At 64.2% G+C, this 24,089-nt stretch carries 18 protein-coding genes; 9 read left to right on the plus strand and 9 right to left on the minus strand.

The window, feature by feature from the left end:
- Positions 1–113: 113 nt before the first annotated feature.
- The 5 genes from F8197_RS13850 to F8197_RS13870 all read right to left on the minus strand — a co-directional run bounded on the left by F8197_RS13850 (position 114) and on the right by F8197_RS13870 (position 8,109).
- Entirely contained in the window at positions 114–1,172 is a 1,059-nt protein-coding gene (locus F8197_RS13850) for an aldose epimerase family protein (protein ID WP_152882338.1), read from the minus strand.
- 113 nt (positions 1,173–1,285) lie between these two features.
- A complete protein-coding gene (locus F8197_RS13855) occupies positions 1,286–2,239 on the minus strand; it encodes a family 43 glycosylhydrolase (protein WP_152882339.1) in 954 nt (317 codons plus the stop codon).
- Between the two features lie 41 nt (positions 2,240–2,280).
- A complete protein-coding gene (locus F8197_RS13860) occupies positions 2,281–3,630 on the minus strand; it encodes an MFS transporter (RefSeq protein WP_152882340.1) in 1,350 nt (449 codons plus the stop codon).
- A 70-nt stretch (positions 3,631–3,700) separates the two neighbouring features.
- Entirely contained in the window at positions 3,701–6,412 is a 2,712-nt protein-coding gene (locus F8197_RS13865; protein ID WP_152882341.1) for a TonB-dependent receptor, read from the minus strand.
- Between the two features lie 191 nt (positions 6,413–6,603).
- Positions 6,604–8,109 carry an AMP nucleosidase gene (locus tag F8197_RS13870; RefSeq protein WP_056144505.1) on the minus strand — a complete coding sequence of 502 codons (1,506 nt, stop codon included), beginning with the start codon at positions 8,107–8,109 and terminating at the stop codon, positions 6,604–6,606.
- A 144-nt stretch (positions 8,110–8,253) separates the two neighbouring features.
- Between F8197_RS13870 and F8197_RS13875 the strand changes: the two genes are divergently transcribed.
- Together F8197_RS13875 and F8197_RS13880 are read left to right on the plus strand one after the other, a co-directional pair.
- Positions 8,254–12,291: a Pls/PosA family non-ribosomal peptide synthetase gene (locus F8197_RS13875; protein ID WP_152882342.1), complete on the plus strand. Its 4,038-nt coding sequence runs from the start codon at positions 8,254–8,256 to the stop codon at positions 12,289–12,291.
- 13 nt (positions 12,292–12,304) lie between these two features.
- Complete coding sequence (locus F8197_RS13880) at positions 12,305–12,892, plus strand: 4'-phosphopantetheinyl transferase superfamily protein (RefSeq protein WP_152882343.1); 588 nt, start codon at positions 12,305–12,307, stop codon at positions 12,890–12,892.
- Here the strand turns inward: F8197_RS13880 and bla are convergent.
- Positions 12,879–13,766, minus strand: a complete 888-nt coding sequence (bla, locus tag F8197_RS13885) for a class A beta-lactamase (protein ID WP_152882344.1) — start codon at positions 13,764–13,766, stop codon at positions 12,879–12,881. The two genes, F8197_RS13880 and bla, sit on opposite strands and share 14 nt — an antisense overlap.
- A 120-nt stretch (positions 13,767–13,886) precedes the next feature.
- Between bla and F8197_RS13890 the strand changes: the two genes are divergently transcribed.
- Both F8197_RS13890 and F8197_RS13895 read left to right on the plus strand, forming a co-directional pair.
- A complete protein-coding gene (locus F8197_RS13890; protein ID WP_152882345.1) occupies positions 13,887–15,443 on the plus strand; it encodes an FAD-dependent monooxygenase in 1,557 nt (518 codons plus the stop codon).
- A 72-nt stretch (positions 15,444–15,515) separates the two neighbouring features.
- A complete protein-coding gene (locus tag F8197_RS13895) occupies positions 15,516–15,926 on the plus strand; it encodes a hypothetical protein (protein WP_152882346.1) in 411 nt (136 codons plus the stop codon).
- 54 nt (positions 15,927–15,980) lie between these two features.
- On the opposite strand, the gene F8197_RS29165 is transcribed toward F8197_RS13895, so the two are convergent.
- Positions 15,981–16,109, minus strand: coding sequence for a hypothetical protein (locus tag F8197_RS29165; protein ID WP_255472956.1), 129 nt, complete (start codon positions 16,107–16,109; stop codon positions 15,981–15,983).
- Positions 16,106–16,705: a hypothetical protein gene (locus F8197_RS13900; RefSeq protein WP_152882347.1), complete on the minus strand. Its 600-nt coding sequence runs from the start codon at positions 16,703–16,705 to the stop codon at positions 16,106–16,108. Before F8197_RS13900 ends, F8197_RS29165 begins: the two co-directional genes overlap by 4 nt.
- Before the next feature lie 210 nt (positions 16,706–16,915).
- Here F8197_RS13900 and F8197_RS13905 point away from each other — a divergent pair, with 210 nt between their 5' ends.
- Genes F8197_RS13905 through F8197_RS13915 form a run of 3 tightly spaced genes read left to right on the plus strand, consistent with a single transcriptional unit; the run spans position 16,916 to position 21,091 of the window.
- Positions 16,916–18,799: a DUF885 family protein gene (locus F8197_RS13905; RefSeq protein WP_152882348.1), complete on the plus strand. Its 1,884-nt coding sequence runs from the start codon at positions 16,916–16,918 to the stop codon at positions 18,797–18,799.
- A 17-nt stretch (positions 18,800–18,816) separates the two neighbouring features.
- Complete coding sequence (locus F8197_RS13910; protein ID WP_152882349.1) at positions 18,817–20,085, plus strand: D-amino acid dehydrogenase; 1,269 nt, start codon at positions 18,817–18,819, stop codon at positions 20,083–20,085.
- Between the two features lie 40 nt (positions 20,086–20,125).
- A complete protein-coding gene (locus F8197_RS13915) occupies positions 20,126–21,091 on the plus strand; it encodes a M48 family metallopeptidase (protein ID WP_152882350.1) in 966 nt (321 codons plus the stop codon).
- A gap of 108 nt (positions 21,092–21,199) precedes the next feature.
- Here F8197_RS13915 and F8197_RS13920 read toward each other — a convergent pair whose 3' ends face one another.
- The gene (locus tag F8197_RS13920; RefSeq protein WP_227012240.1) at positions 21,200–22,165 is read right to left on the minus strand and encodes a LysR family transcriptional regulator; all 966 of its coding nucleotides are present in this window, start codon (positions 22,163–22,165) and stop codon (positions 21,200–21,202) included.
- A gap of 145 nt (positions 22,166–22,310) precedes the next feature.
- Between F8197_RS13920 and F8197_RS13925 the strand changes: the two genes are divergently transcribed.
- On the plus strand, positions 22,311–22,940 hold the full coding sequence (locus tag F8197_RS13925; protein WP_056144488.1) for a response regulator transcription factor: 630 nt from the start codon (positions 22,311–22,313) through the stop codon (positions 22,938–22,940).
- 37 nt (positions 22,941–22,977) lie between these two features.
- Complete coding sequence (locus F8197_RS13930) at positions 22,978–24,054, plus strand: nitronate monooxygenase family protein (protein WP_152882352.1); 1,077 nt, start codon at positions 22,978–22,980, stop codon at positions 24,052–24,054.
- Positions 24,055–24,089: the final 35 nt, after the last annotated feature.

Consider the following 24,089-nt stretch of genomic DNA (forward strand, 5'->3'; position numbering starts at 1 on the left):
CCCGGCCAAACCACGCCAGCACAGCGATGAAAGCAGTCTAAAATGTACTGAGATAACTTTCCAATAAATTGTTAAACGACTTCGATACCGAAATGGATATCGGTCCCTGGCGCTTATTCGGTCGTGAACTTGTAGGCCATGACGGTCGTGTACTCCTCGCCCGGGCGCAAAATCGTCGATGGATACGCGGGCCGGTTGGGCGAATCGGGGAAGTGCTGGGGTTCCAGACAGAAGGCGCTACGATGGCCGTAGATGCGCCCTTTTCCTTTTACCGAATCGCCGAGGAAGTTACCACTGTAGAACTGCACGCCCGGCTCCTGGGTCCATACCTCCAGCACCCGGCCCGATGCCGGCTCGCGCACGCGCGCGGCCAACTCCAGGGCGCCCTCCGTCTTTTTGGCGAGGACGAAGTTATGGTCGTAGCCAAAACCGTTGCGAATTTGCTCGTCGTCGGCGTCGATGCGCGCGCCGATGGCGTGCGGCGTCTGAAAATCGAACGGCGTACCGGCCACCGGCGGCAGGTCGCCCAGCGGGATCTGCACGCCGTCGATCGGCGTGTAGCGGTCGGCGTGTATGGTCAATTCGTGGCCGAGGATGTCGCCGGCGCCGGCCAGGTTGAAGTAGGCGTGGTTGGTGAGATTGACCGGTGTAGCCCGGTCGGTGATGGCGTGGAAGGCGATGCGCAACTCGTTATCGGCGCGCAGTTCGTAGATCACCGTGGTTTCCAGGTTGCCGGGGTAGCCCTGCTCGCCGTCGGCGCTCAGGTACGTGAGTATCAGGCCGGCCGACTTGGGAGTGTTGAAGGTTTCGGCGGTCCACAGGCGGCGATGAAAGCCATCGACGCCGCCGTGCAGGTGGTTGGCGCCGTTGTTCACGTCGAGCTGGTACTGCGTGCCGTCGAGCGTAAAGCTGGCGTTGGCGATGCGGTTGCCGTAACGGCCGATCAGCGCGCCGAAGTAATGCGACTCGCCCAGGTAGGCGGCCACGTCGTCGAAGCTGCACACCACATCGGTCACATTGCCGTCGCGGTCGGGCACGTGGATTTCGGTGATGATCCCGCCCAGGTCGAGGATCTTGACGATCATGCCGTTGGCGTTGGTGAGGGAATATTGGGTGACGGCGCGGCCGTCGGGCAGTTGGCCGAACGGCGATTCGGTAATCGATGGTTGCATGTGGAGGTCTCTCGATGGTACTGCGGCCGGAGAGGTTGATCACCTGCCCGGCCGCGCGCATGTTCTATGGATTCCCGCGTGCGCGGGAATGACGGCTCATCAGCTCACGGTCATCAAGCGATCGATGGTTTGCCGAATACCGGCATGCCCTGTTCATCCCACTTCAGTGGTTTCACATAGGTATGACGGTCCGGGTTCCACAGCGGGTCGCCGATGATCTCGGTGTACGTGCGTGCATGATAAACCAGCATGACGGTTTCGCCATCGTCGCCGATAGTAAAGCTGTTGTGGCCTGGGCCGTACACGCCGTGCTCGAAGCACGTCTGCAGCACCGGCTGCGGGCTCTTGGTCCATGCGGCAGGATCGAGCACGTCGGCGTTTTCGTCCGCCCACAGGATGCCCATCGCGTAGTTTTCGTCGGTGGCGCTGGCCGAGTAGCTGATGAAGATCTTGCCGTTCTTTTTCAGGACCGACGGGCCTTCGTTGACCCAGAAGCCACGGATCTCCCAGTCGAATTCCGGTTTGCTCAGCATGACCGGCGGGCCGCCCAGCTGCCACGGCGTTTTCATCGGCGCGATGTACAGGTTGGAATTGCCCTCGATGGCCACGTCCTTTTGCGCCCACAGGTAGTACAGCTGGCCCTTGTGGGTGAAGGTGGTGGCGTCCAGGCAGAAGGTATCGATGCCGGTGTCGATCTGGCCCATGAACTCCCACTCGCCTTCCAGTGGATTGGCGTTGGTATTACGGATCGCGTACATGCGGTGCTGGAACAGCTTGTGCTTGATCTCGCGGCTCGGCGCGGCGGCAAAGTACACATACCAGGCGCCGTCGTTGAAGTGGATCTCGGGCGCCCAAATCAGTTCGCTGTAAGCGCCGGTGTCCGGTTTGTGCCAGACATCGACCTTTTCGGCGTCCACCAGGCCGGCGATGGATTTCGCACGACGCAGTTCGATGCGGTCGTACTGCGGCACCGAGGCGGTGAAGTAATAGTAGCCGTCAGTGTGGCGGATGATGAACGGGTCGGCGCGCTGTTCGATCAGCGGTTGCAGGATGTCGGGGTTTTGCATTGCTTCGGTTTCCACTCTAAGTTGTTCACTAAGTTATTCAATCAGGCCGGGGCTTGCACAGCCATCTGTTTCTTCACCTGCGCATAGTACTCGTCGGTCACGCGGTAGCGGAACATCATCAGTCCCATCACGGTGTGGAAGAAGCCGGGAATCAGCGTGACCATCAGCACGATGCCGTGCAGCGCGAACGCGGTCTGTTCGTGGTTGGGCGCGTACTGGAAGTACGTCAGCAACCAGCCCACCAGCACGCCGGCGATGCCCATGCCGGCTTTCTGGCATACCGAAATGCCGCCGTAGGCAAAGCCCGAGACGCGCTTGCCGGTTTTGACCTGGCCGTAGTCGATGGTCTCGGCAATCGCCGACCAGAACACCGGCGCGTGCAGGTCCACCACGAACGACAGCAGGACGTACAGCACGAACGCCAGCATCACATCGCCCGGCTTGACCACGAAGTAGATCAGCGCGCTGATCACGCCGACGGCGATTTGCGACCAGCGGAACAGCTTGACCTTGCAATAGAACTTGGTGATCCAGGTGGACGCGATCATCGACAGGATCGCCGCCACCACGCCGATCGACAAAAAGGTCGAGACGGTGGCGGTGTTCCCGCCCAGGTAGTACTTGGCGTAGTAGATGGCGGCGGATGCGCGCACCACGTAGCCGATGGTGCCCACCACGCACACGCCGCACAGGATCAGCCACTGGTCGTTCTTGAGCAGCAGTTTCAACTGGTCCGACAGCGACTGGCGCTGCACCACATGGCGCACGCGCTCGGTGGTGGTGAACACGCAGAACAGGAACAATGCGATGCCGACGATCGCCATCACCGCCATGGCGGCCTGGTAGCCCACGGCGGGATTGCCGCCGCCCCAGCGCTCGGACAGCACCGGCACCACCACCGTCACCATGAAGGCGCCGATCTTGGCGAAGAACAGGCGGTAGCCGTTGGCCGACAGGCGGTCTTGCGGGTCGTCGGTCAGGCTGCTGGGCAGCGAGATGTAGGCCACGCCCACGCCCGACGTCATCAGCGTCATGATGATGTAGGTGGAGTATGCCCAGACCAGCTTGGCGCTGTATTCCCAGTCCGGCGTGGTAAACACGAAGAACACGCTGATCCCGTAGGGAACGGCCAGCGCCAGCAGCCACGGACGATAGCGGCCCATGCGCAGGCTGGTGTAGCGGTCGGTGAGCTGGCCGACCACCAGGTCGCCGATGGCGCCCACCACCTTGACGACGAAGAACAGCAGCGCCAGGTCGGAGGTCTTGAGGCCGTAGATGTCGGTGTAGAAGAACGTGATGATCAACATCATCGACGAGATCACCACGTTGAGCGCCATGTCGCCGGCGCCAAAGCCCACTTTTTCCAACAGCGATAATTTTTTATTCGACATCTGCTAGCTACCTCTTATCAATGCAGTCATCCCGCACGCGGCGGGATGGCTTGGGATACTACGGAATGACTTAGTACTTCAAGTTCATCGACAGCCCCACCGTGCGGTCGTAGCGGCGGGTATCGCGCGGGAAGTCGTTCTCGTTATCCCAGTAGTCGCGGTATTTGAAGTTGAGCAGGTTGGTGCCGGTCAGGTTGAACGTGACGTGCTTGTTGAGCTTGTAGCTGAGGGAACCGTCGAGCGACGATGTCGGCGCCACGATCAGGTCCTTGCCTGCCAGGTTGGCCCGGTCGGGCGTATCGGCATACAGGTCGACGAACTTCGAGCGCCAGTTGTACGCCAGGCGCGCCGACCAGGCATCCTTCTCATACAGGCCCACGATGTTGTACGACAGGCGCGACAGTCCTTGGAATGGCTTGTTCAATAACAGCGGCGTGTTCCCCGACGTGATGCCGCCTTCGGTGTACGTGACGTTCGCTTGCAGGCCAAAGCCACTCAGCCAGCCCGGCAAGCCATCGTAGAACTGCTGGTATGCCAGTTCCACACCTTGCAGGTGGCCTTTTTCGGAGTTGGCCGGGCGGGTGACGTTGTACGGTACTCCCTCGAAGTTTTCCGATATCACGCGATTGACGATGTAGCCGTCGAAGTTATGGCGGAACACGGTACCGCTGACGGAGCCGGTCGATGCGAAATACCACTCTAGGGTGCCTTCGAAGTTCTGCGCGGAGAACGGCTTCAGGTCAGGATTGCCGCCTGAGGCACTGGCCACGTTGGTGGTGCCATTCGGCTTGATGTACGCGGTGGCTGGATTGAGCTGCGCAAATTCCGGGCGGTTCAGCGTCTTGTTGTACGCAAAGCGGGCCAGCAGGTCGCTGCGAATCGCCAGCTTGAAGTTCATGCTCGGCAGTACTTCGGTGCCCGACGACTTGCTGGTGGTCGGGGTGTAGGTCGTGACTGGTTTGATGGTGCCGTCAGGATTGACGACGTCAACGATAGTCACGTTGGTGGCCTGGGTGGTCGTATCGGCTTTCGACACCCGCACGCCAATCACACCTTCTACCGGGTACTGACCCAGGTCGAAGCCTACGCGGGTTTTCACGTATGCGGCGTAGTTCTTCTCGGTGTTCTTGAAGCGCGACGCTGGATCGATTTCCTTGGCGGCCGACTCGCCGGTGGTCAGCTGCCGCACCGAAGCGGTGTTGTTTAGCAGGTAACTGGCGCACGGCGTGGCCCAGCCGCCCGTACCATAGTTTTCCGACATGCCCGGCGTCGTGCAAGACAGTCCCGGCACGCTGGCCATGGTAATGCCCGGTCGTGACTGGACGCTGCTTTCGTTGGACTTGATGGAGCTGGCTTCGCGGTCATTGGCGCGCACACCGAAGCTCACGTCCTTGAGGAAGCCGTCGCTTTCCGGGGTCCAGGTGCCGTCCGCGCGCCAGTCGGTGGACTTGCCGGTGTCGTACCCGTAGCGGTCAAAGAACTGCGACAGCACGATCTTGGTCGGATCGGTCAGGCCTGCCCCGGTGTACTGCGCGTAGGGGCTCTTGCCGGCATTGGTCTTGATATAGGCCGCATCGGCAGAAGTGCTGGTATCGAGAATCGGATTGACCCAGTCGTACTTGCTGTCGGTGACGGCCAGCTCGGTGCTCAGGCGCAGGCCCGGTGCAGCCCGCCACCTGGCGCCTACCGCGTGCTGCGACGTCGTTGTCTTCGACTGGCGAGCCTGGGTGGACAGGATGGTAAACGAATTGGTCGAGTTGATGGTCTCGGTCTGGTCGGTGCCAGGAATCTTCGTGACCTTGATCTGATCGGCGGTGGTGGCCCAAGGCAGGCCGACGAAGAAGTCCGTCTGGTCGGTTTTTTTATGGGTAGCGTACAGACCTTCGGCGTAGATTTCCAGGTCCTGGCTCGGCTTCCACTGCAACGCGTAATTGGCGGCCTCGCGCTTGCGCTGGCCGTAGATGTTCTGCAGCCCCACCAGGTCCGGTCCGGTCAGGTTAGGCGCGGCAAAGCTTTTATTGATCGGGAAGGTCTGAAACACGCGCTCCTCGGTAAAGCGATCCTTCACCGACGATACGCCGAACAAGGCGCCCAGTTCGCCGGCGCCGGTTTTCCAGCGGTTCGAGATCATGCCCGACAACTCGGGGTCGGTGGCGTCGGCCTTGTCCTTGTTCCTGCCGCCCACCTGGGCGCTCGCGGTAAATTCCTTGAAGTCAAAAGGACGGTTGGTGCGCACGTCGATCACGCCGGCGATACCGCCCTCTATCAGATCGGCGCTCTGCGATTTATAGACGTCCACGCGCTGCAGCATGGCGGACGGGATTTCGGCCAGCTGAATGTAACGGCCGGCGGTGGTGAACATCTCGCGACCGTTGAGCAGCGTGGCAATAAAGGGCAGGCCTCGGATCAGTACCGAGTTGGCCTCCCCGGCGTCGCGGCGCACCTGGATGCCGGTCACACGGGCCAGGGTTTGGGCCACGTTCGTGTCCGGGAATTTGCCGATGTCGTCGGCGACAATAGAATCCATCACATTGTCGGCATCCTGCTTGATCTTTTGCGCCGATTCGACCGCGCGGCGCATGCCGGTGACAGTAACAACCGAAACATTAGGATCGGCAACAGGCGTTTCAGCTGCCGGTGCAGGTGCTGGAGCCGGAACCTCTTGCGCCAATACAGGGAAAGCAGACAGCAGGCCGGCGGCTGCCAGGACTGCGACGCTCGATTTGAGGACGAGGCGATGCTGCGCGCGGGACGATGCCGTCCCGTTGATCGTGGTGTTCATGTGTCTCCAGTGCTCTTTGTTATGTGGCTCTACCCCAGCCTGTATCGGCTGTTGAAATGATCTTATTTGTGAGCGGGAAAACAAACCAATCAATTTTTTGGCGTTTTCGATACCGAAAATGGTATCAACATGGCATCCGGAGCGTAAAAAAACCCGCACATGGCGGGTTTGATGGCACGGTATTACAATCTTTACTGGAACGCAACTTCCGTAAAACTGCGTAACTTGCGACTATGAAGCTTATCTACGCCGAGATTGCGCAGCATCTCGAGCGCCTTCATGCCGATGCGCAGGTGCTGGTCCACGCGGTCGCGGTAGAACTGGTTGGCCATGCCCGGCAGCTTGATTTCACCGTGCATCGGCTTGTCGCTCACGCACAACAACGTGCCGTACGGGACCCGGAAGCGGAAACCGTTGGCGGCAATCGTCGCGCTTTCCATGTCAAGCGCGATGGCGCGGCTCTGGCTGAAGCGTCGTTCCGGCGTGCGTTGCGGCAGCAGTTCCCAGTTGCGGTTGTCGGTGCTGGCAACGGTCCCGGTACGCATCACGCGTTTGAGGTCGTGGCCCGTTAGTTGCGTCACCTCGGCCACGGCGGCTTCGATCGCCACCTGCACCTCGGCCAGCGGCGGGATCGGCACCCACAGCGGCAGGTCTTCGTCGAGCACGTGGTCTTCGCGCACGTAGCCGTGGGCCAGCACGTAGTCGCCCAGTTCCTGGGTGTTGCGCAGGCCTGCGCAGTGGCCCAGCATCAGCCAGCAGTGCGGGCGCAGCACGGCGATATGGTCGGTGATAGTCTTGGCATTGGCGGGACCGACGCCGATATTGACCATCGAGATGCCGGAACCGTCGGCGCGGATCAGGTGATAGCCCGGCATTTGCGGCAGCCGTGGCGGCTGGGTGCCGTAGGCGTCGCCCGGCGCCGCCGGCTGGCCCACGCGGCGCGTGACCAGGTTGCCCGGTTCGACAAAGGCGATGTACTCGTTGTCGCCCTCCCCCACCGGTTGGCTCATCAACTCGTGACCGAGCTTGATGAATTCGTCGATATAGAACTGGTAATTGGTAAACAGGACGAACTTCTGGAAGTGCTCGCACGACGTGCCCGTGTAGTGGCGCAGGCGTTGCAGCGAATAGTCCACACGCGGCGCGGTAAACAGCGCCAGCGGCTGGGCCTCGCCCATCGCCGGTTCGTGGGTGCCGTTGGCGATGCCGTCGTCCATGGCCGCCAGGTTGGGCAGGTCGAACACGTCGCGCATCAGCATGCGGCGGTCGGTGGTCAGGCTGCCTTCGATATGTTCGTGTTCGGCGAACGAAAAGTGGATCGGGATCGGCTGGGCGCTGGTACCCACCTCGATGCGCACCTGCTGGCGGTGGCCGTGGTTTTTCAGCAGCAGCTTGAACTGCTGGATGTAATAGCGCTTGAACAGGTCGGGCCGGGTGACGGTGGTTTCGTAGGTGCCGGGGCCGGCGACGAAGCCGAAGGCCAGGCGCGAGTCGGCGCGGGCCACGGTGTCGGTATGGACCCGCACGAACGGGTAGCAGGCGCGCACATGCTCACCCACGTCTTCGCCGGCCACGAAGCGCTTCATGGCGTCGCGCAGGTGGGCGACGTTGGCGTCGTAAATGGCCAGCACCTGGTCGAAAGCGGCTTCAGGATCGTCGAATTGCACGGGGGCGATGAAAGGACGGTTCGGTGACATACGACTCCTTAAAAGATAGCTCTGGATTCCATTGTAAGGGCTGCCAGCGGAAGTTGCATAATTCTCCTTACCGCTAGGAGAGGTAAGCAAAAAAGCCGGTGCGCGTAACGTACAATGGGCACCTCTTTTTCACACTTTTCCAGCATGACCGAGCCAGCACCGCAGGGCCTTACGAACACGCATCCCGACATCCTGTTCGGCCAACCCGACGCCGCGCTGCTGCGCGAGGAAATCCTGGCCGACTTGCTGGAAGCAAGCGCCGTCCGCGCCCCCGATCACCCGGCCCTGGTTTTCGGTGATGTCATCCTCACCTACCGCGAACTCGATGCGCAAGCCGCCCTGGTGGCGGCGCGCCTGCTGGCCGCCGGCGTGCGCCCGGGCCAGATCGTCGGCTTGTGGCTGCCGCGCGGGATCACTCTGCTGGTGGCGCAAGCCGGCATCGCCAAGGCCGGCGCAGCCTGGCTGCCGGTGGACGAAGACACGCCGGTCGAACGCCTGCAGGTATGCCTCGATGACGCCGACGGCGCCGGCGTGGTCACCAGCGCCGCGCTGGCGCCGCGCCTCGAACACATCGCACGCCCGGCCTGGACCATCGAAACCCTGCTGGCCGCGCCCACGGACAGCGAAGTGCTGGCCACGCGCGGCCCGGTTTCGCCCGACGTGCCAGCCTACGTGATTTACACGTCCGGTTCCACCGGCAAGCCGAAAGGCATCCTGATCACCCAGCGCAGCATCTGCCATTTCCTGCGCAGCGAAAACGCGGTGCTGCAGGTGACGGCAGCCGACAAGGTGTACCAGGGCTTCTCGGTGGCCTTCGACATGTCGTTCGAGGAGATCTGGATTTCTTACCTGGCCGGCGCCACGCTGTGGATCGGCCCCAAGGAGATCAGCGGCGACCCCGAAACCTTGCCGCGCATGCTCGATGAAAACCAGGTGACCGTGCTGCACGCAGTACCCACCCTGCTGGCGTTATTCAACCAGGAAGTGCCGTCGCTGCGCCTGATTAACCTGGGCGGCGAGGCGTGCCCGGAAGCGCTGGTCGAGCGCTGGTCGCGCCCGGGCCGGCAGCTGTTCAACACCTACGGTCCCACCGAAGCCACCGTTTCCGCCAGCCTGGCGCGCCTGCGCCCCGGCCACCCGGTCACCATCGGCACGCCGCTGCCGAACTATGGCCTGCTGGTGGTGGACGCCAACGTCGAAGCCGGCAACTTGCGGCTGCTGCCGATCGGCGAAGTCGGAGAACTGTGCATCACCGGACCGGGCCTGGCCGCCGGCTACCTGGGCCGCCCCGACCTGACTGCGGAAAAATTCCTGGCCAATCCCTGGGCCAGCGGCGGCCATGACAGCCGCCTGTACCGCACCGGCGACCTGGCGCGCATCGGCCCCGACGGTGAAGTGACGTGCCTGGGCCGCGCCGACGACCAGGTGAAAATCCGTGGTTTTCGCGTGGAGCTGGGCGAGATCGAGGCGCTGCTGGCGCAGCAGCCGGGCGTGGGTACGGTGGCGGTCCTGTTGCGCAAGGACGACGGCATCGACCAACTGGTGGCCTACCTGGTGCCGGAAACCGGCGTCACGCTCGAACCCAAGGCATTGCGCACCGCGCTCGCTGCCAGCCTGCCGCCGTACATGGTGCCGGGCCGTTATGAGATGCAGAGGGCCATGCCGCGACTCACCTCGGGCAAGATCGACCGCAAGGCATTAAAAGCCATGCCGTTATCGGCGCCGCCAGCCGGCAGCGTCGCGGAATCGGATCTGCCCGAAACGCCGGCCGAAGCGGCACTGTTCGCGGCGCTGGCCACGCTGTTCCCCGGCCAGGCCATCCTGCGCCAGGCCGACTTTTTCTCCGACCTGGGCGGCCACTCGTTCTTTGCCGCGCGCCTGGCCTCAACCCTGCGCGCCGATCCGCGCTTCGCCCACATGACGGTGCGCGACATCTACCAGCAGCGCCAGGTGGGCAAGATCGCCCAGGCCCTGGCCGACGGCGCCAATGACGCCGGCGCGGCCAGGGCCGAAGTCGAATGGACGCCGCCATCGAACATCAAGCGCTGGACCTGCGGGCTGGCGCAGGCAGCCGCCATGCCGGTGCTGGTTGCCCTGCGCATGGCGCAGTGGCTGGCGCCGTTCTTCACGTACCACTTCTTTACCGGCGACCCCGGCGACTCGGTGCCGCGCGCGATCGCCGCGTCGGTCGGTGTCTTTTTGATCGCCACGGTGCTGGAGTTTGCCATTGCAATTGCCGGCAAATGGCTGATCGCCGGGCGCCTGCAGGCGGGCGAATATCCGCTCTGGAGCCTGGCCTACTACCGCTGGTGGCTGGCCGACCGGCTGGTGGAAGCCGCGCCGGTGTACCTGCTGGCCGGTTCGTCGCTGAATAACTGGTGGCTGCGGGCGCTGGGTGCCAAGATCGGCAAGGATGTCATTATCGGCTCGATGACCTTGCGGGCGCCGGACCTGCTGAGCGTGGGCGACTTTGCCAGCATCGGCAACGCCGTCAATTTCGAGAACGCACGGGTAGAACGCGGCGTGCTCAAACTCGGCCGCATCACCCTGGAGCGCGACGCCTGCGTCAGCTCGTTTGCGGTCATGGAAGGCAATACCCGCATCGAGGCGCAAGGCCACCTGGAAGGCCAGTCGGCGCTGGGCGACGGTGCGCACGTGCCGGCCGGCCGCATCTGGGCCGGTTCGCCGGCCGGCGACGTGGGCGCGTTCGATCCCGCGCGCCTGCCGCCGCGCCCCGTGGTATCGGCCGCGCGCAGCGTGGCGGAGGGCGTGTTCTTCGTGTTCGGCATCCTGCTGATCGTCACCTTGTTCTTCATGCCGGTGTTCCCGAGTTTTGTGCTGATCGACTGGTTCGACGAGGCGGGCTGGATGCCGTGGTTACAGGGCGAAGGCATGGGCATCCGCCTGCTGCGCTATTTTGTATTGGCCTTCCCTGCCAGCGCGGTGCTGATCGTGCTCACCGCGCTGCTGTCGGCCGGCATCCGCTGGACCGTGCTGCCGCGCCTGAAACCGGGCCGCTTCGCGGTGCACAGCAATACATACTGCGCCAAGTGGCTGGTGAGCCAGATCCAGGAATCGAGCCTGAACGTCCTGCACGGCATCTACGCCACCGTTTTTGCCCCGTACTGGTACCGGCTGCTCGGCGCCAAGGTGGGCAAGGATGCGGAAATCTCCACCGCGCTGGGCGTGGTGCCAGACATGCTGACCCTCGGCGACGAAACCTTCATCGCCGACGCCGTCATGCTGGGCGACGAGGAAATCGACGGCGGCTGGATGACCATGCAGCCCACCGTGATCTCGAACCGCAGTTTCGTCGGCAACGGCGCCTACATCCCGGACGGCACCGTGCTGCCCGAGCAGGTGCTGATCGGCGTGCACTCGTGCGCACCGGGCAACGCCCGCATGAACACCGGCGACACCTGGCTCGGCTCCCCGCCATTGAACCTGCCAGCACGCGAGCAGACCAGCGGTTATCCCGAGTCGCTCACGTTCCACCCGTCGCCCATGCGCCGCCTGGGGCGCGGTTTGATCGAGGCGTTCCGCATCGTCGCGCCGCATGCGCTGGTGATCGCGGTGGGCTACACGGTGGTGCTGGAAGTGATGCCAGCGGCCGGCGCCGGCCGCTGGGCAGAAGTGATCTGGGACCTGACCCTGGCCGGCCTGGTGTACGGCGTAGGCAATTACGTGTTCGTGGTGCTGCTCAAGTGGCTGCTGATCGGCCGCTACCGCAAACAGTCGGAGCCGATGTGGACGCCGTTCGTATGGCTGTCGGAGGGTGTGACCAACCTGTACGAAGGCATCGCCGTGCCCAACTTCATGCGCTACCTGCGCGGCACGCCGTGGCTGCCGCTCGCCTTCAACCTGATGGGCGCAAAAATCGGCAAGGGCGTTTACATGGACACCACCGACATCACCGAATTCGACTGCGTGCGCATTGGTGACCACAGCGAGCTCAATGCCCTCACCTGCCCGCAAACCCATTTGTTCGAAGACCGGGTGATGAAGATCGACCGGGTCGATATCGGCGAACGGGTATACCTGGGACCGCGCAGCGCGGTACTATACAGCGCAGTAGTCGGGCGCAATGCGCGCCTGGGCGCCCTCACGCTGGTGATGAAGGGCGAGCATATTCCCGCCAACGGCAACTGGGCCGGCTGCCCCGCCGCGCCAGCAAAGGCATAAGAACATGAATAGCATGCAAAAACTCACTGTCCACACCTGGCCTGGCGCCGCGCCCACCATCGACGACGGCGTATTCGTGATGGGCCTTGCCACCGGCGAGCAGCGCGAAGAAGCGCGCCTGCAGCTGCGCCAGGCCCTGGCCGAAGCGCTGGGCGCGTTGTTCGACGTGCCGCCGCGCGAGATCGAAATCGAAGCCTCGCCGGGCGCCGCGCCGATGGCGGTCATGCCCGACGGCCAGCGCCTGCACTGCTCGTTCGCACACGATGGCGGCATGTCGCTGGCGGCCGTGTGCTTCAACGGCCCGGTGGGGGTGGACCTGATGCTGTCGGAAGAAGTGGCGGGCTGGGAGGCCGTGGCGCGCGATTACCTGGGACCGGAGGCCACGGCGCGCATCGCTGCCACACCCCGCGACGAACGCGCGGCCGTATTCGCGCGGGCCTGGACCGCGCGCGAAGCACACCTGAAGTGGCTGGGCGTGGGGCTCGACGAGTGGCCGGCGCACAGCCAGTCGTCGGGAGCCACCGTGACGCTCGATTTGCCCGAAGGCCTGGTGGGAACTCTGGTGTACGTGGACGGCGCCACGTCGCTCATGCCAGCTTGAACGCCTCCACCACCACGCGCGCAGCGGATGCCAGGATCTCCGAGTTGGCCTTGTCGTCCTTGCCCGGCTGCGTGAAATAAAGCGCGATTACCACCGGCGCCTTACCCGTGGGCCACACCACGCCGATATCGATGGTGCTGCCATACGACCCGGTGCCGGTCTTGTCTCCCACCTGCCAGTCGTAGGGCACGCCGGCGCGGATGCGCGTGTCGCCGGTGGTATTACCGATCAGCCATTCGGTCATCAGCTTGCGCTTGTCCACCGTGAGCGCGGGGCCCAGCGTAAAGCTTTGCAGGGACTTCATCATCGCCAGCGGCGTGGTGGTGTCGCGCGGATCGCCCGGAATCGCGGTGTTCAATTCGGTCTCCCAGCGGTCGAGCCGGAATGCCTTGTCGCCGATGGCGCGCGCATAGGCCGTCACGCCGGCCGGGCCCTTGATCTGCTTCATCAGCAGGTTGGCGGCGGCGTTGTCGCTGTACTGGATGGTGGCCGCGCACAATTCGCCCACTGTCATGCCGTCGGCCAGGTTTTGCTCGGTGACCGGCGAGTGGCTCACCAGGTCGGCCGCTGTGTATCGGATGCGCTTGTCGAGCAGCGACGGCTCGTGCTGCAAAATCGCTGCCGCCAGCATGGCCTTGAAGCTGCTGCACAGCGGGAAGCGCTCGTCGCCGCGATGCGACAGGATGCGGCCGTCGGCGGTGTTAATCGCCGCCACGCCGAGGCGCCCCCTGGTATCGGCTTCCAGGCGCGCCAGTTGCGCGGCCGGCGACAGCACGGTGGCTGCCGGCGGCTTGTCCAGGATTTCCGCCATGCCGGCCATGGGCGCGGCGGCCAGCGCCAGCAGCAAGCTGCGGCGGGTCGTAAAACAGGTCATCGAAAATTCGCCCAGGTGAAAATTGGTTATGCAATATGCATCACCATCATACCAGCGCCCGGGCACGCGAAGTGGCCCAATCGCGCGCACCGGCGCAGCATGCGGCGCTACACTGTGCCGATGCAACCACAACCACCCCAACCACAAGTACTCGTTGCCGGCGCCGGCCCCACCGGGCTGGCGCTCGCCCTTTGCCTGGCGCGGCGCGGCGTGGCCGTGCGCATCTTCGACCAGGCCTGCGGCCCGGGGCAGGCTTCGCGCGCCATGGTGGTCCATGCGCGCACGCTGGAGTTCTACCGCCAGCTCGGCTTTGCGCAGCAGGTGGTGGACCTGGGCATACCCATCCACGCGGTGCATCTGCGCGAGGACGGCGAAGACGCCGCCGAACTGCCACTGGGCGATATCGGCGCGGACCTGAGCCCCTACCCGTTCGTACTGTCGTTCCCGCAGGACGAGCACGAACGGCTGCTGGTCGATCAACTGCGCGCGGCCGGCGTGGAAGTGGAATGGAACACGGCGCTGGAACACCTGGAGCAGGACGAATGGGGCGTGCGCGCCGTGCTGCTGCAGGGCGCGCAACGCATCAACACCAGCGCGGCCTACCTGTGCGGCTGCGACGGGGTGCACAGCCGCACGCGCCACGCGCTGGGCCTTGCCTTCGACGGTGGCACCTACGACCACCTGTATTACGTGGCCGACGTCCATACCGCCTGCGCCAACCGCGACATCATGGTCCACCTGGACGCCAACAGCTTCGCGCTGATGCTGCCGGTGCGCACGGCCGGCATGCAGCGGCTGATCGGCATCGTGCCTGAAAGTGGCAGCGACAACGTGATCTTCGACGACCTGCGGCCCCGGCTCGAAGCGCTGCTCGGCATCGCCATCGACCAGGTGAACTGGTTTTCCACCTACCGCGTGCACCACCGCGTGGCCGCCCGCTTCCGCGTGGACCGGGTTTTCCTGGCCGGCGACGCCGCCCACGTGCACAGCCCGGCCGGCGGCCAGGGCATGAATACCGGCATCGGGGACGCCGTCAACCTGGCCTGGAAACTGGCGCAGGTGCTGCGCGGCGACGCCGATGCAGCGCTGCTCGACACCTACGAACCCGAACGCAGCGCCTTTGCCCGCAAGCTGGTGTCCACCACCGACCGTGCGTTCCAGCTGATCGTGGCGCAAGGCGCGGGTGGCCGGCTGCTGCGTAACTGGCTGGTGCCGCACGTGCTGCCGGCGCTGGCCGGTTTCGACGCCGCGCGGCGGGCGCTGTTCCGCACCATCTCGCAGGTGCGCATCCATTACCACGACAGCGCGCTGTCGGGCGGACGCGCCGGCGAGATCATCGGCGGCGACCGGCTGCCGTGGGTGCCGGGCCCGGACGGCGCTGATGGTCACGACAATTTCGCGCCGCTGCAAACGCTGGACTGGCAATTGCACGTGTACGGCGCAATCGACCCGCAACTGGCGGCGCTGGCCGCCGCCCTGCACCTGCCGCTGCGCGCCTGGCCGTGGAGCGCCGCAGCCGAGCAAGCCGGCCTGCTCGAAGACGCCGCCTACCTGCTGCGTCCCGACCTGCACGTGGCGCTGGCCTTGCCGCGCCAGGAAACCGATGTGCTGCAGGAGTTGATTGCGCAGTGGGGGTTGCGGTTTGGAGAAGAGGATCCGGTGCAGCCGCCGCAGTGAGATGCTTGTTCTTGGAGCAACCACACCGTACACTATGGCATAGTACAAACTTCCTGGAACAGGACCGTAACGATGGACAGCATCCCTGACAGACCCTGGTTGCGCTTTTCCATCCTGGCCGCAGGACTGGGCTTGACCCTGTCGGTGGTCTATATGTTGTGCGCGCTGGAAGCATTCAGGCCCCCATCGAACATCAGACTCCACAACGACACCGGCGTCACACTGCTTGGCGTGCGGGTAAATGGTATCGACTATGGCGATCTGGCTGCCGGGGCGTTCAGCGGGTACCTGCCCCACGCACGCGCCTATCGCTACGCCGGGCTGGAAGCAGCGACGCCGGACGAAAAAATCCACAGCGCCGAATACTGTTTTTACGGAGAGAAAATACTCGGTGCCGGCAAGTTCACTTACAAGATTCGGAAAATGACGTATGCCGAATCGCAGGCTGATTTCGAGATTCGCGCTGTAAAAGACGCGGATTGAACAGCACGGTGGCGAATAGTCGAACAAACACGCTTGAAATGGGATTCCCGATGGTCAAAAAACGGCCCATGACAGATAGCCAAGCGCAGTTGCTGCAGCCAGGCCCAAAAAACCCATCACTGCGGCGATAGCGCGTAAAACACGTGCTTTCTCTTCTGCATTTGCTTTCACGTAGGTGGTCATTTGATTCTCTCAATGCAATTAATGCGAGCATCCGGCGCTCTTGTCAAGCAATCGCTTATCTGATTGAGTATAGCATTTTTGTGGTTCGTAGCCTCCTCCACCGAACGTTGCTGCATTACTACGCGCTTGGCCTCTTGTTCGTTAAGGAGTGCGTGTGTTGCGGTATAGGTGCACGCCACAAATACCAACGACCATACCGAGATCTTAAATACTAGCGGATCCGGAATTTCTGGAATCACCATCGCCGTCGACGGCGTACCAGCAGAGCCGACGCCAACGACTAATACCGCGGGAAACATCAGAAGTACGTGTAGCCAAGTGACCGCATTGGTTGCCCGGCTCTCCAGGCTTCTGGGTGGCAGCAGGGATTCGAGGGACTGAAGTTCGTAAATAGTAGCGGCCGCCATCGCAAGCGCCGCCCAGAGCAATTCGCCCTTACCGATAGATTTATACGTAGCAAGGCTGCCGACGAAGGACGCGGACGCAGGGATTTTCATGAGAACCCACAGGATGCCCAGAGGCCCTAGTACTGGAATCAATATATTCACAAAAACCCAGACACTGACATCCCATAATTCAACATGCTGAAACAACATAATTTCCTTTTGGAGATTGGGCCGATAGTGACGCCACCGTGGCAAGCGTAACATCGCTATTTCAACATTAATCCCACCTTAACCCGCACGCAATTCCCATTGACATCGATCAGCACGGCGCGCTATGGTCATCGTCGCGCTGTTTTTTCGCAACTGTTGCATTACCCTCAAGTTACGAAAAATACTTCTAACAAAGAAAAAAAGGATGTCATGAGCCACCAGCCCCAGAATTTCTCCCGCCGCGACCTGTTGTTATCCGCCCTCTCCGCCACCGCTGTCTCGGTCTTGCCGGGTTTTGCACTGGCACAGGGACAAGCGGGGAATGTCGCGCCTGCTGCGCCGGGCGACGCCGCGTTCGCCAAGCTGCTCGACACCTTTGCCGATGAAATCCTGCGCCTGTCGCCCACCACCGCCACCTCGCTGGGACTCGACAAGGGCGCGCGCGCCGACCTCAAGTCGAAGCTGGAAAACATCAGCCGCTCCGGCGACGCCGCCTGGGCCAGCCAGGTCAAGTCGATGCTCAAGCGGCTCGATGGGGTGGACCGCGTCAAGCTGGGGCCAGACGCCCAGCTGCGCTACGACACCGTGCGCTACGCCGCCAACGAGGGCATCGAGGGCCTGCGCTTTTCCTACGGCGGCGCGTCGAGCGGTTTCAATGGCTATGCCTCGCCGTTCCCGGTCACGCAGCAGGATGGCGCCATCATCCGGGTGCCGGAGTTCCTGCACTCGCAGCACCAGATCGCCAACGCGGCCGACGCCAACGCCTACCTCGAGCGCCTGAGCGGCCTGGCGCGTATGCTCGAGCAGGAAAACACGCGGATAACCAACCAGGCCGGCCGTGGCATCATGCCGCCCGACTTCATCGCCCGCACCGCGCTGGCCCAGTTGAAGGAATTCCGCGCCACTCCGGTGGGCCAGCAAAAGCTGGTGCAGTCGCTGGTCGATCGTACCCAGAAGCTCGGCATCGACGGCGACTGGGCCGCGCGCGCGACCAAACTGGTGGAACGCCAGGTGTATCCGGCGCTCGACCGCCAGATCAAAGCGTTTGCCGCCGCCACCGCCAAGGCCACCGATGTCGCCGGCGTGCACCGCCTGCCGGACGGCGAAGCCTATTACGAATGGGCGCTGCGCCTCGGCACCTCCACCCGCCTGTCGGCCAAGGAAATCCACGCGATCGGCATGGAACAGAACCTGGCGCTGCAAGCGCGTATCGACACCATCCTGAAAGCGCAGGGCATCACCCAGGGCACGGTGGGCGCGCGCCTGCTGGCGCTGACCAAGGATCCAAAACGCTTCTATGCCGACAACGACAAGGGCCGCGAGGAACTGATCGCCTTCTGCAACGAGCGGGTGGAAGCGATCCGCGACCTGATGCCGAAGATCTCGCGCATGAACCTCAAGGTGCCGCTCGAAATCAAGCGCGTACCTACCGATATCGAGGCGGGCGCACCGCTCGGCTACATGAACTTCGCCTCGCTCGACGGCACCCGCCCGGCGATCTACTACGTCAACCTGAAATCGACCACGCTGTGGCCCAAGCAGGAACTGACCACGCTCACCGCGCACGAGGGCTTGCCAGGCCACGCCTTCCAGGGCGCCTACCTGGCCGAGCACCACGACCGCCTGCCGCTGATCTCGTCGCTGATCGGCTTCAACGCCTTTATCGAAGGCTGGGCGCTGTATGCCGAACAGCTGGTCGATGAACTGGGCCTGTACGCGAAAGACCCGTTCAGCCAGATCGGCTACCTGCAGGCGCAGCAGTTCCGCGCCTGCCGCCTGGTGGTCGATACCGGTATCCATGCGATGAAATGGAACCGCGAACAGGCAATCCGCTTCCTGGTCGAGAACACCGGCCGTGGCGAGCAGGCCATGACCAGCGAGATCGACCGCTACAGCGTGTCGCCGGGCCAGGCGTGCGGCTACAAGGTGGGCCACAACGAGATCGTGCGTCAGCGCGAACGCGCGCGCGCCGCGCTGGGCGCCAGGTTCGACCTGCCGGGCTTTAACGACGCGCTGGTGCAAAGCTGCGGCGTGCCGCTCACGGTGCTGCCGACCGTGATCGACCGCTACATCGCCGCCGCCCAGCGCACCTGAGGCAAGCCGGAGGCGCCATGAAGACCATCGCCGTCATCGGCGCCGGCATTACCGGCGTGACGACCGCCTACGCGCTGGCCAGGCGTGGCATGCGCGTGACGCTGATCGAGCGCCACCGCTATCCGGCGATGGAAACCTCGTATGCCAACGGCGGCCAGCTCTCGGCATCGAACGCCGAGGTGTGGAACCACCGCAGCACCGTCGGCAAAGGTTTGCGCTGGATGCTGCGCAGCGACGCCCCGCTGCTGCTCAACCCCAAGCCCAGCTGGCACAAGCTCTCTTGGCTGGCCGAATTTTTATCGGCCATGCCCGACTACCGCGAGAACACGATCGCGATTGCCAAACTGGCGGTGGCGGCGCGCCAGCACCTGTTCCAGTGGGCCGAAGAAGAGAACATCGCCTTCGACCTGGAGCGGCGCGGCATCCTGCACATCTACCGCGACCGCGCCGACTTCCAACATGGAGAAGATGTCTCGCTGCTGCTGGCGCAGGGCGGCGTACAACGGCGCACCGTCACGCCTGAAGAAATGCGCGCCATCGAACCCGCGCTGGCCGGCGACTACTACGCAGGCCACTACACCGAGAGCGACAGCTCCGGCGACATCCATAAATTTACCGCCGGTCTGGCGCTTGCCGCCCAGCGCCTGGGCGTGCACACACGCTACGCGCAGCAGGTGGTGGGCCTGTCGGCCGATGCCCGTGGCGCCTGCGTCACGCTGCTGCAGGACGGCGCGCCGGACATCGCCGTGTACGACGGCGTGGTGGTCTGCGCGGGCACCGCCAGCCGCGCGCTGGCCGCCATGGTGGGCGACCGCGTCAACGTCTATCCGGTCAAGGGCTATTCGATCACGGTGCACCTGGACGACGATGAAAGCCGCGCCTGCGCACCGCTGGTGAGCCTGGAAGACGACGCCGCCAAGCTGGTGGCCAGCCGCCTGGGCCAGGACCGCTTCCGCGTGGCCGGCACGGCGGAGTTCAACGGTTTTAATCGCGACATCCGCGCCGACCGCATCGCCCCGCTGGTGGACTGGGTGCAGCGCTGCTTCCCCGGCGTTTCCACCCGCAACATCACGCCGTGGGCCGGATTGCGGCCGATGATGCCGAACCTGGTGCCGCGCGTAGGACGCGGCAAGGCGCCGTTTGTGTTCTACAACACCGGCCACGGCCACCTGGGCTGGACCTTGTCCGCCGCCACGGCCGAGGCCATTGCCGAGACCGTTCTCGCTTCGGTGGGCGGGCCGCGCTCTGTGGTCCACCGCACCACCCAGCCCTTGAAAATGGCCTAAACTGGGATCACTTAGGGATCATTCCCACAGGAGAAACACCATGAATGCAAAATCCGTCGCCACCCGCCTGATGCTGGCCGGCGCGCTGGCACTGTCGGCGCCCGTGTTTGCCGCCTCGCCCACCGTGCACGAGGTGTACGTCGCGGCCGAGGCGGGCAAGTTTGCCGAAGCCCAGGCCATGATGGACCAGGTACTCAAGGAGCATCCGAACAGCTCGCAGGCGCACTTCGTCGAAGCCGAACTGCTGGCCAAGCAGGGCAAGTTTGCCGCCGCCCAGCGGTCGCTGGCCACCGCCGAACGACTGGCGCCCGGCCTGCCCAAGGTCAACGCCACCTCGGTCGCCAACCTGAAAACGCTGATCGCCCAGGGTGAAAGCGGCGCGGCGGGCAATCCTGCTCCCAACTACAACCAGCAAGCGCCAGCCAACCGCGCCGGCCGTGAAAGCGGCGGCTACGCCAACCGTGCCGAGGCGCCGCAAGCCTCTGCCGGCATCCCCTGGGGCAGCGTGCTGCTGATGGGTGGCGTGCTGGTGGCGTTCATCTTCGTGGCAACGCGCTTCATGCGCAACCGCCAGCAACAGCAAGGTGGCGGCATGGGTGGTAACGGCGGCTTCAACCCAGGCTACAATCCCGGCACCCCGCCTCCTCCGGGCTATCCACCCGGTGGCGGCTACCCGCAGCAGGGTTATCCGCAGCAGGGCTACCCACAACCAGGCTACCCGCAGCAAGGTCCGGGCATGGGCTCGCGCATCATGGGCGGCCTCGCCACCGGTGCTGCAGTCGGCGCAGGCTTCATGGCAGCCGAGGCGATTGCCCGCAATATGAGCGGCAACCACGGCGCCACCGACAGCGCTGCGACAGATGGCGGCCGCAGCGACATCATTTACGAAGATCCCACCCGCAGCAACATCGTCCAGAACGACGACATGGGTGGCACCGACTTCGGCGTCAGTGGCGGCTGGGATGATGCAGGTGGAGGCCCGGCAGGCGGCGACGACTGGAATTAAAGCTTCTGGAATAAGCCCCATAGCTGCGGTACAGCTCCTCGGCGTACACTCGTACTGCCTTCGTCGCTGCGCCATGCTCTGAAGGCTATGCCAGGGCGCTAGCTGAATTTACGGGGCGCGCCGCTCGGCCGCCCCTGCCTTCTCCATCGCTACATCCCAATACGGCGGATCGCCAAAAAACTCCTTCAAGTGACTGATCAATAGCTGCGCCTTGGCGTGGCTGGAGCGTCCCGGCATGTGTACCGCGTGGATCGCCGATTCGGCCGGATCGTGGCGCGCAGCCGAAGTGCGCGCCAGCGGCGCCATCGGGAACACCGGCACCAGGGTACCTGCGACGATGGCGTCGCATACCATCCAGTTGGCCAGGTGGACGATGCCGGCGCCGGCCAGCGCCGCGTGCAGCAGCGTATCGGTATCGTCGCAGCGGAAGGCTGCTTTGACCGGCAAGGGCTGGTTGTGATTGACGCCGTCGAAGCGCCACCAGGCGCGCGGCGATTTGCCCACCATGGTCAGGCACTGGTGCTGTACCAGCTCCGCCGGCGAGGCCGGCCAGCCATGACACTCCAGGTAGGCCGGGCTGGCGCTCACCACGCGGTGCTGCGGCGCCAGCCGGGTGGCCACCAGTTCGCCACTGGGCGCCACGCCGGCGCGAATTGCCACATCCACGCGCTGTTCAGCCAGATCCACCACGTTGTCACCCACCAGCAGTTCCACTTCCAGCGACGGATACAAGGCCAGGAAGCTGGCGATGGCCGGCGCCGCGTGCAGGCGCGAAAAGCCGGCGGGCGCGGTAACCGTCAACACGCCGCGCGGCTCGCGGTCCAGCTCCTGCACCGCCGCCATGCCTTCGGCCAGTTCGGCCAGCATATTGCGCGCACGCGGCAGGAAGCGTTCGCCGGCGTCGGTGAGCGCCACCTGGCGCGCGCCGCGTACCAGCAGCCGCGCGCCCAGTTGCGCCTCGAGCGCGTCGAGCTTGCGCGACACCGACGACACCGACATTTCCAGCTGCGTTGCCGCGCGCGACAGGCTGCGGTGCTCCACCACGGCCAGCAGACAATGCAAGGTATCGATCAAGACGGTCTCCAAAGTTTGCAGATAGTGCAAAGGTCATTTGCACGTCTGGCTATTGTGCCATTCTTTCGTGCGATGCATACTTTGGTGTTGCAGCGCACACTAAAACCTTAGAAAAGTAAATTTGGAATACAACACTCGTTACACCATGGAAGCTCCACGCCCCATTTCCGTCCTTGTCGTCGATGACCACCCGCTGTTGCGGGCCGGCTTGGGCGAAGCCATTTCCAGCCAGGACGACATGCGCTTGGCAGGCGAAGCAAGCAACGGCCGCGAAGCCATCGAGCGCTACCAGGAGTTGCGTCCCGATGTCACGATCATGGATATCGCCATGCCGGAGCTCGATGGCGTGACCGCCTTGCAGCGCATCCGGGGCGAACACAGCGACGCACGCGTGATCATGCTCACCACCTACAAGGGCGACGCCCAGATCCTGCGCGCGGTGCAGGCCGGCGCGGCCGGTTTCCTGCTAAAAAGCACCCTGCGCCGCGAACTGCTCGACACCGTGCGCGGTGTGCACATCGGCCAGCGCCGCATCCCGCCCGAAATCGCCATGGAGCTGGCGCAGCACATGGGCCAGGGGCCGCTGAGCCCGCGCGAGATGGAAGTGCTGAACCACGCCGCCAGCGGCAACTCCAATCGCCGCATCGCCGAGCACCTGTCGATCTCCGAAGAAACGGTCAAGGCGCACATGAAAAACGTGCTGTCCAAGCTGGCCGCCAACGACCGCACGCACGCGGTGACGATTGCACTCAAACGTGGGATCATTACGATCTAGGGTAAACATCTCCCCCCACTCGTCAGAAGGCGGCACCATGGCAGCAGTCCACCCGTTTTTCACCCAGCTTGGCGTACGCCATCCCCTGATCGCCGCGCCCATGGCGGCCTTCTCAACCCCGGCGATGGCGGCAGCGGTGACCGACGCCGGCGCCCTCGGCTCGCTGGCCATCGGCGCGGCCACCGTGGCGCAGTCGCGCAAGATGATCGAAGAGACGCAAGCGCTCACCGCCGGCCCGATCAACGTCAACGTGTTCTGCCATCCACCGGCCAGGCGCGACGCGCAGCGCGAAGCAGCGTGGATCGCCTACCTGGCGCCGCTGTTCGCGCAGGCCGGCATCGAGCCGCCCACCGCGCTGGACGAAATCTACAAGACTTTTATCGAGGACGAAGAAGCGTTCCAGTTGCTGCTCGAACTGCAGCCGGCGGTGGTGAGTTTCCACTTCGGCCTGCCGCGCGCCGAGTGGCTGGCGGCGCTGCGCGCGGCGGGCATCCGCACCATGGCCACGGCCACCAGCCTCGACGAAGCGCGGCGCATCGAGCAAGCCGGCATCGACGCCATCGTCGCCCAAGGCGTGGAAGCGGGCGGCCACCGGGGCGTGTTCGATACCGAAGCGCCCGACGAACGGCTGAGCACCTCGGTGCTGGTGCGCCTGCTGGCAAAACACACGCAGTTGCCCGTGATCGCCGCCGGCGGCATCATGGACGGCGCCGGCATCCAGGCCGCGCTGGACCTGGGGGCTGCGGGCGCCCAGCTGGGCACCGCCTTCCTGCTCTGCCCGGAGTCAGCCGCCAACGCCGGCTACCGCGCCATGCTGCAAAGCGACCGCGCCCGTTCCACACGGCTTACCGCCGCCATCTCGGGCCGCCTGGCCCGAGGCTTGGTCAACCAGCTGACCCTGCATGGCGAAGCCGCCGGCGCGCCACCGGCAGCCGACTACCCGGTCGCGTACGACGCGGGCAAGCAATTGCATGGAGCAGCCAGCAAGGCCGGCAACCACGAATTCGCGGCGCACTGGGCTGGGCAAGGCGCTCCGCTGATCAGGGAAATGGCGGCGGCGCAGCTGGTGCGGGTGTTGATGGCTGAAATCGACGAGGTGGTGCGGTCACGCTGAAGACACCATCCACATGGTGCCTCGACTTACGTTTT

Source organism: Duganella sp. FT27W (assembly GCF_009295655.1).
GTDB lineage: Bacteria > Pseudomonadota > Gammaproteobacteria > Burkholderiales > Burkholderiaceae_D > Rugamonas > Rugamonas zoogloeoides.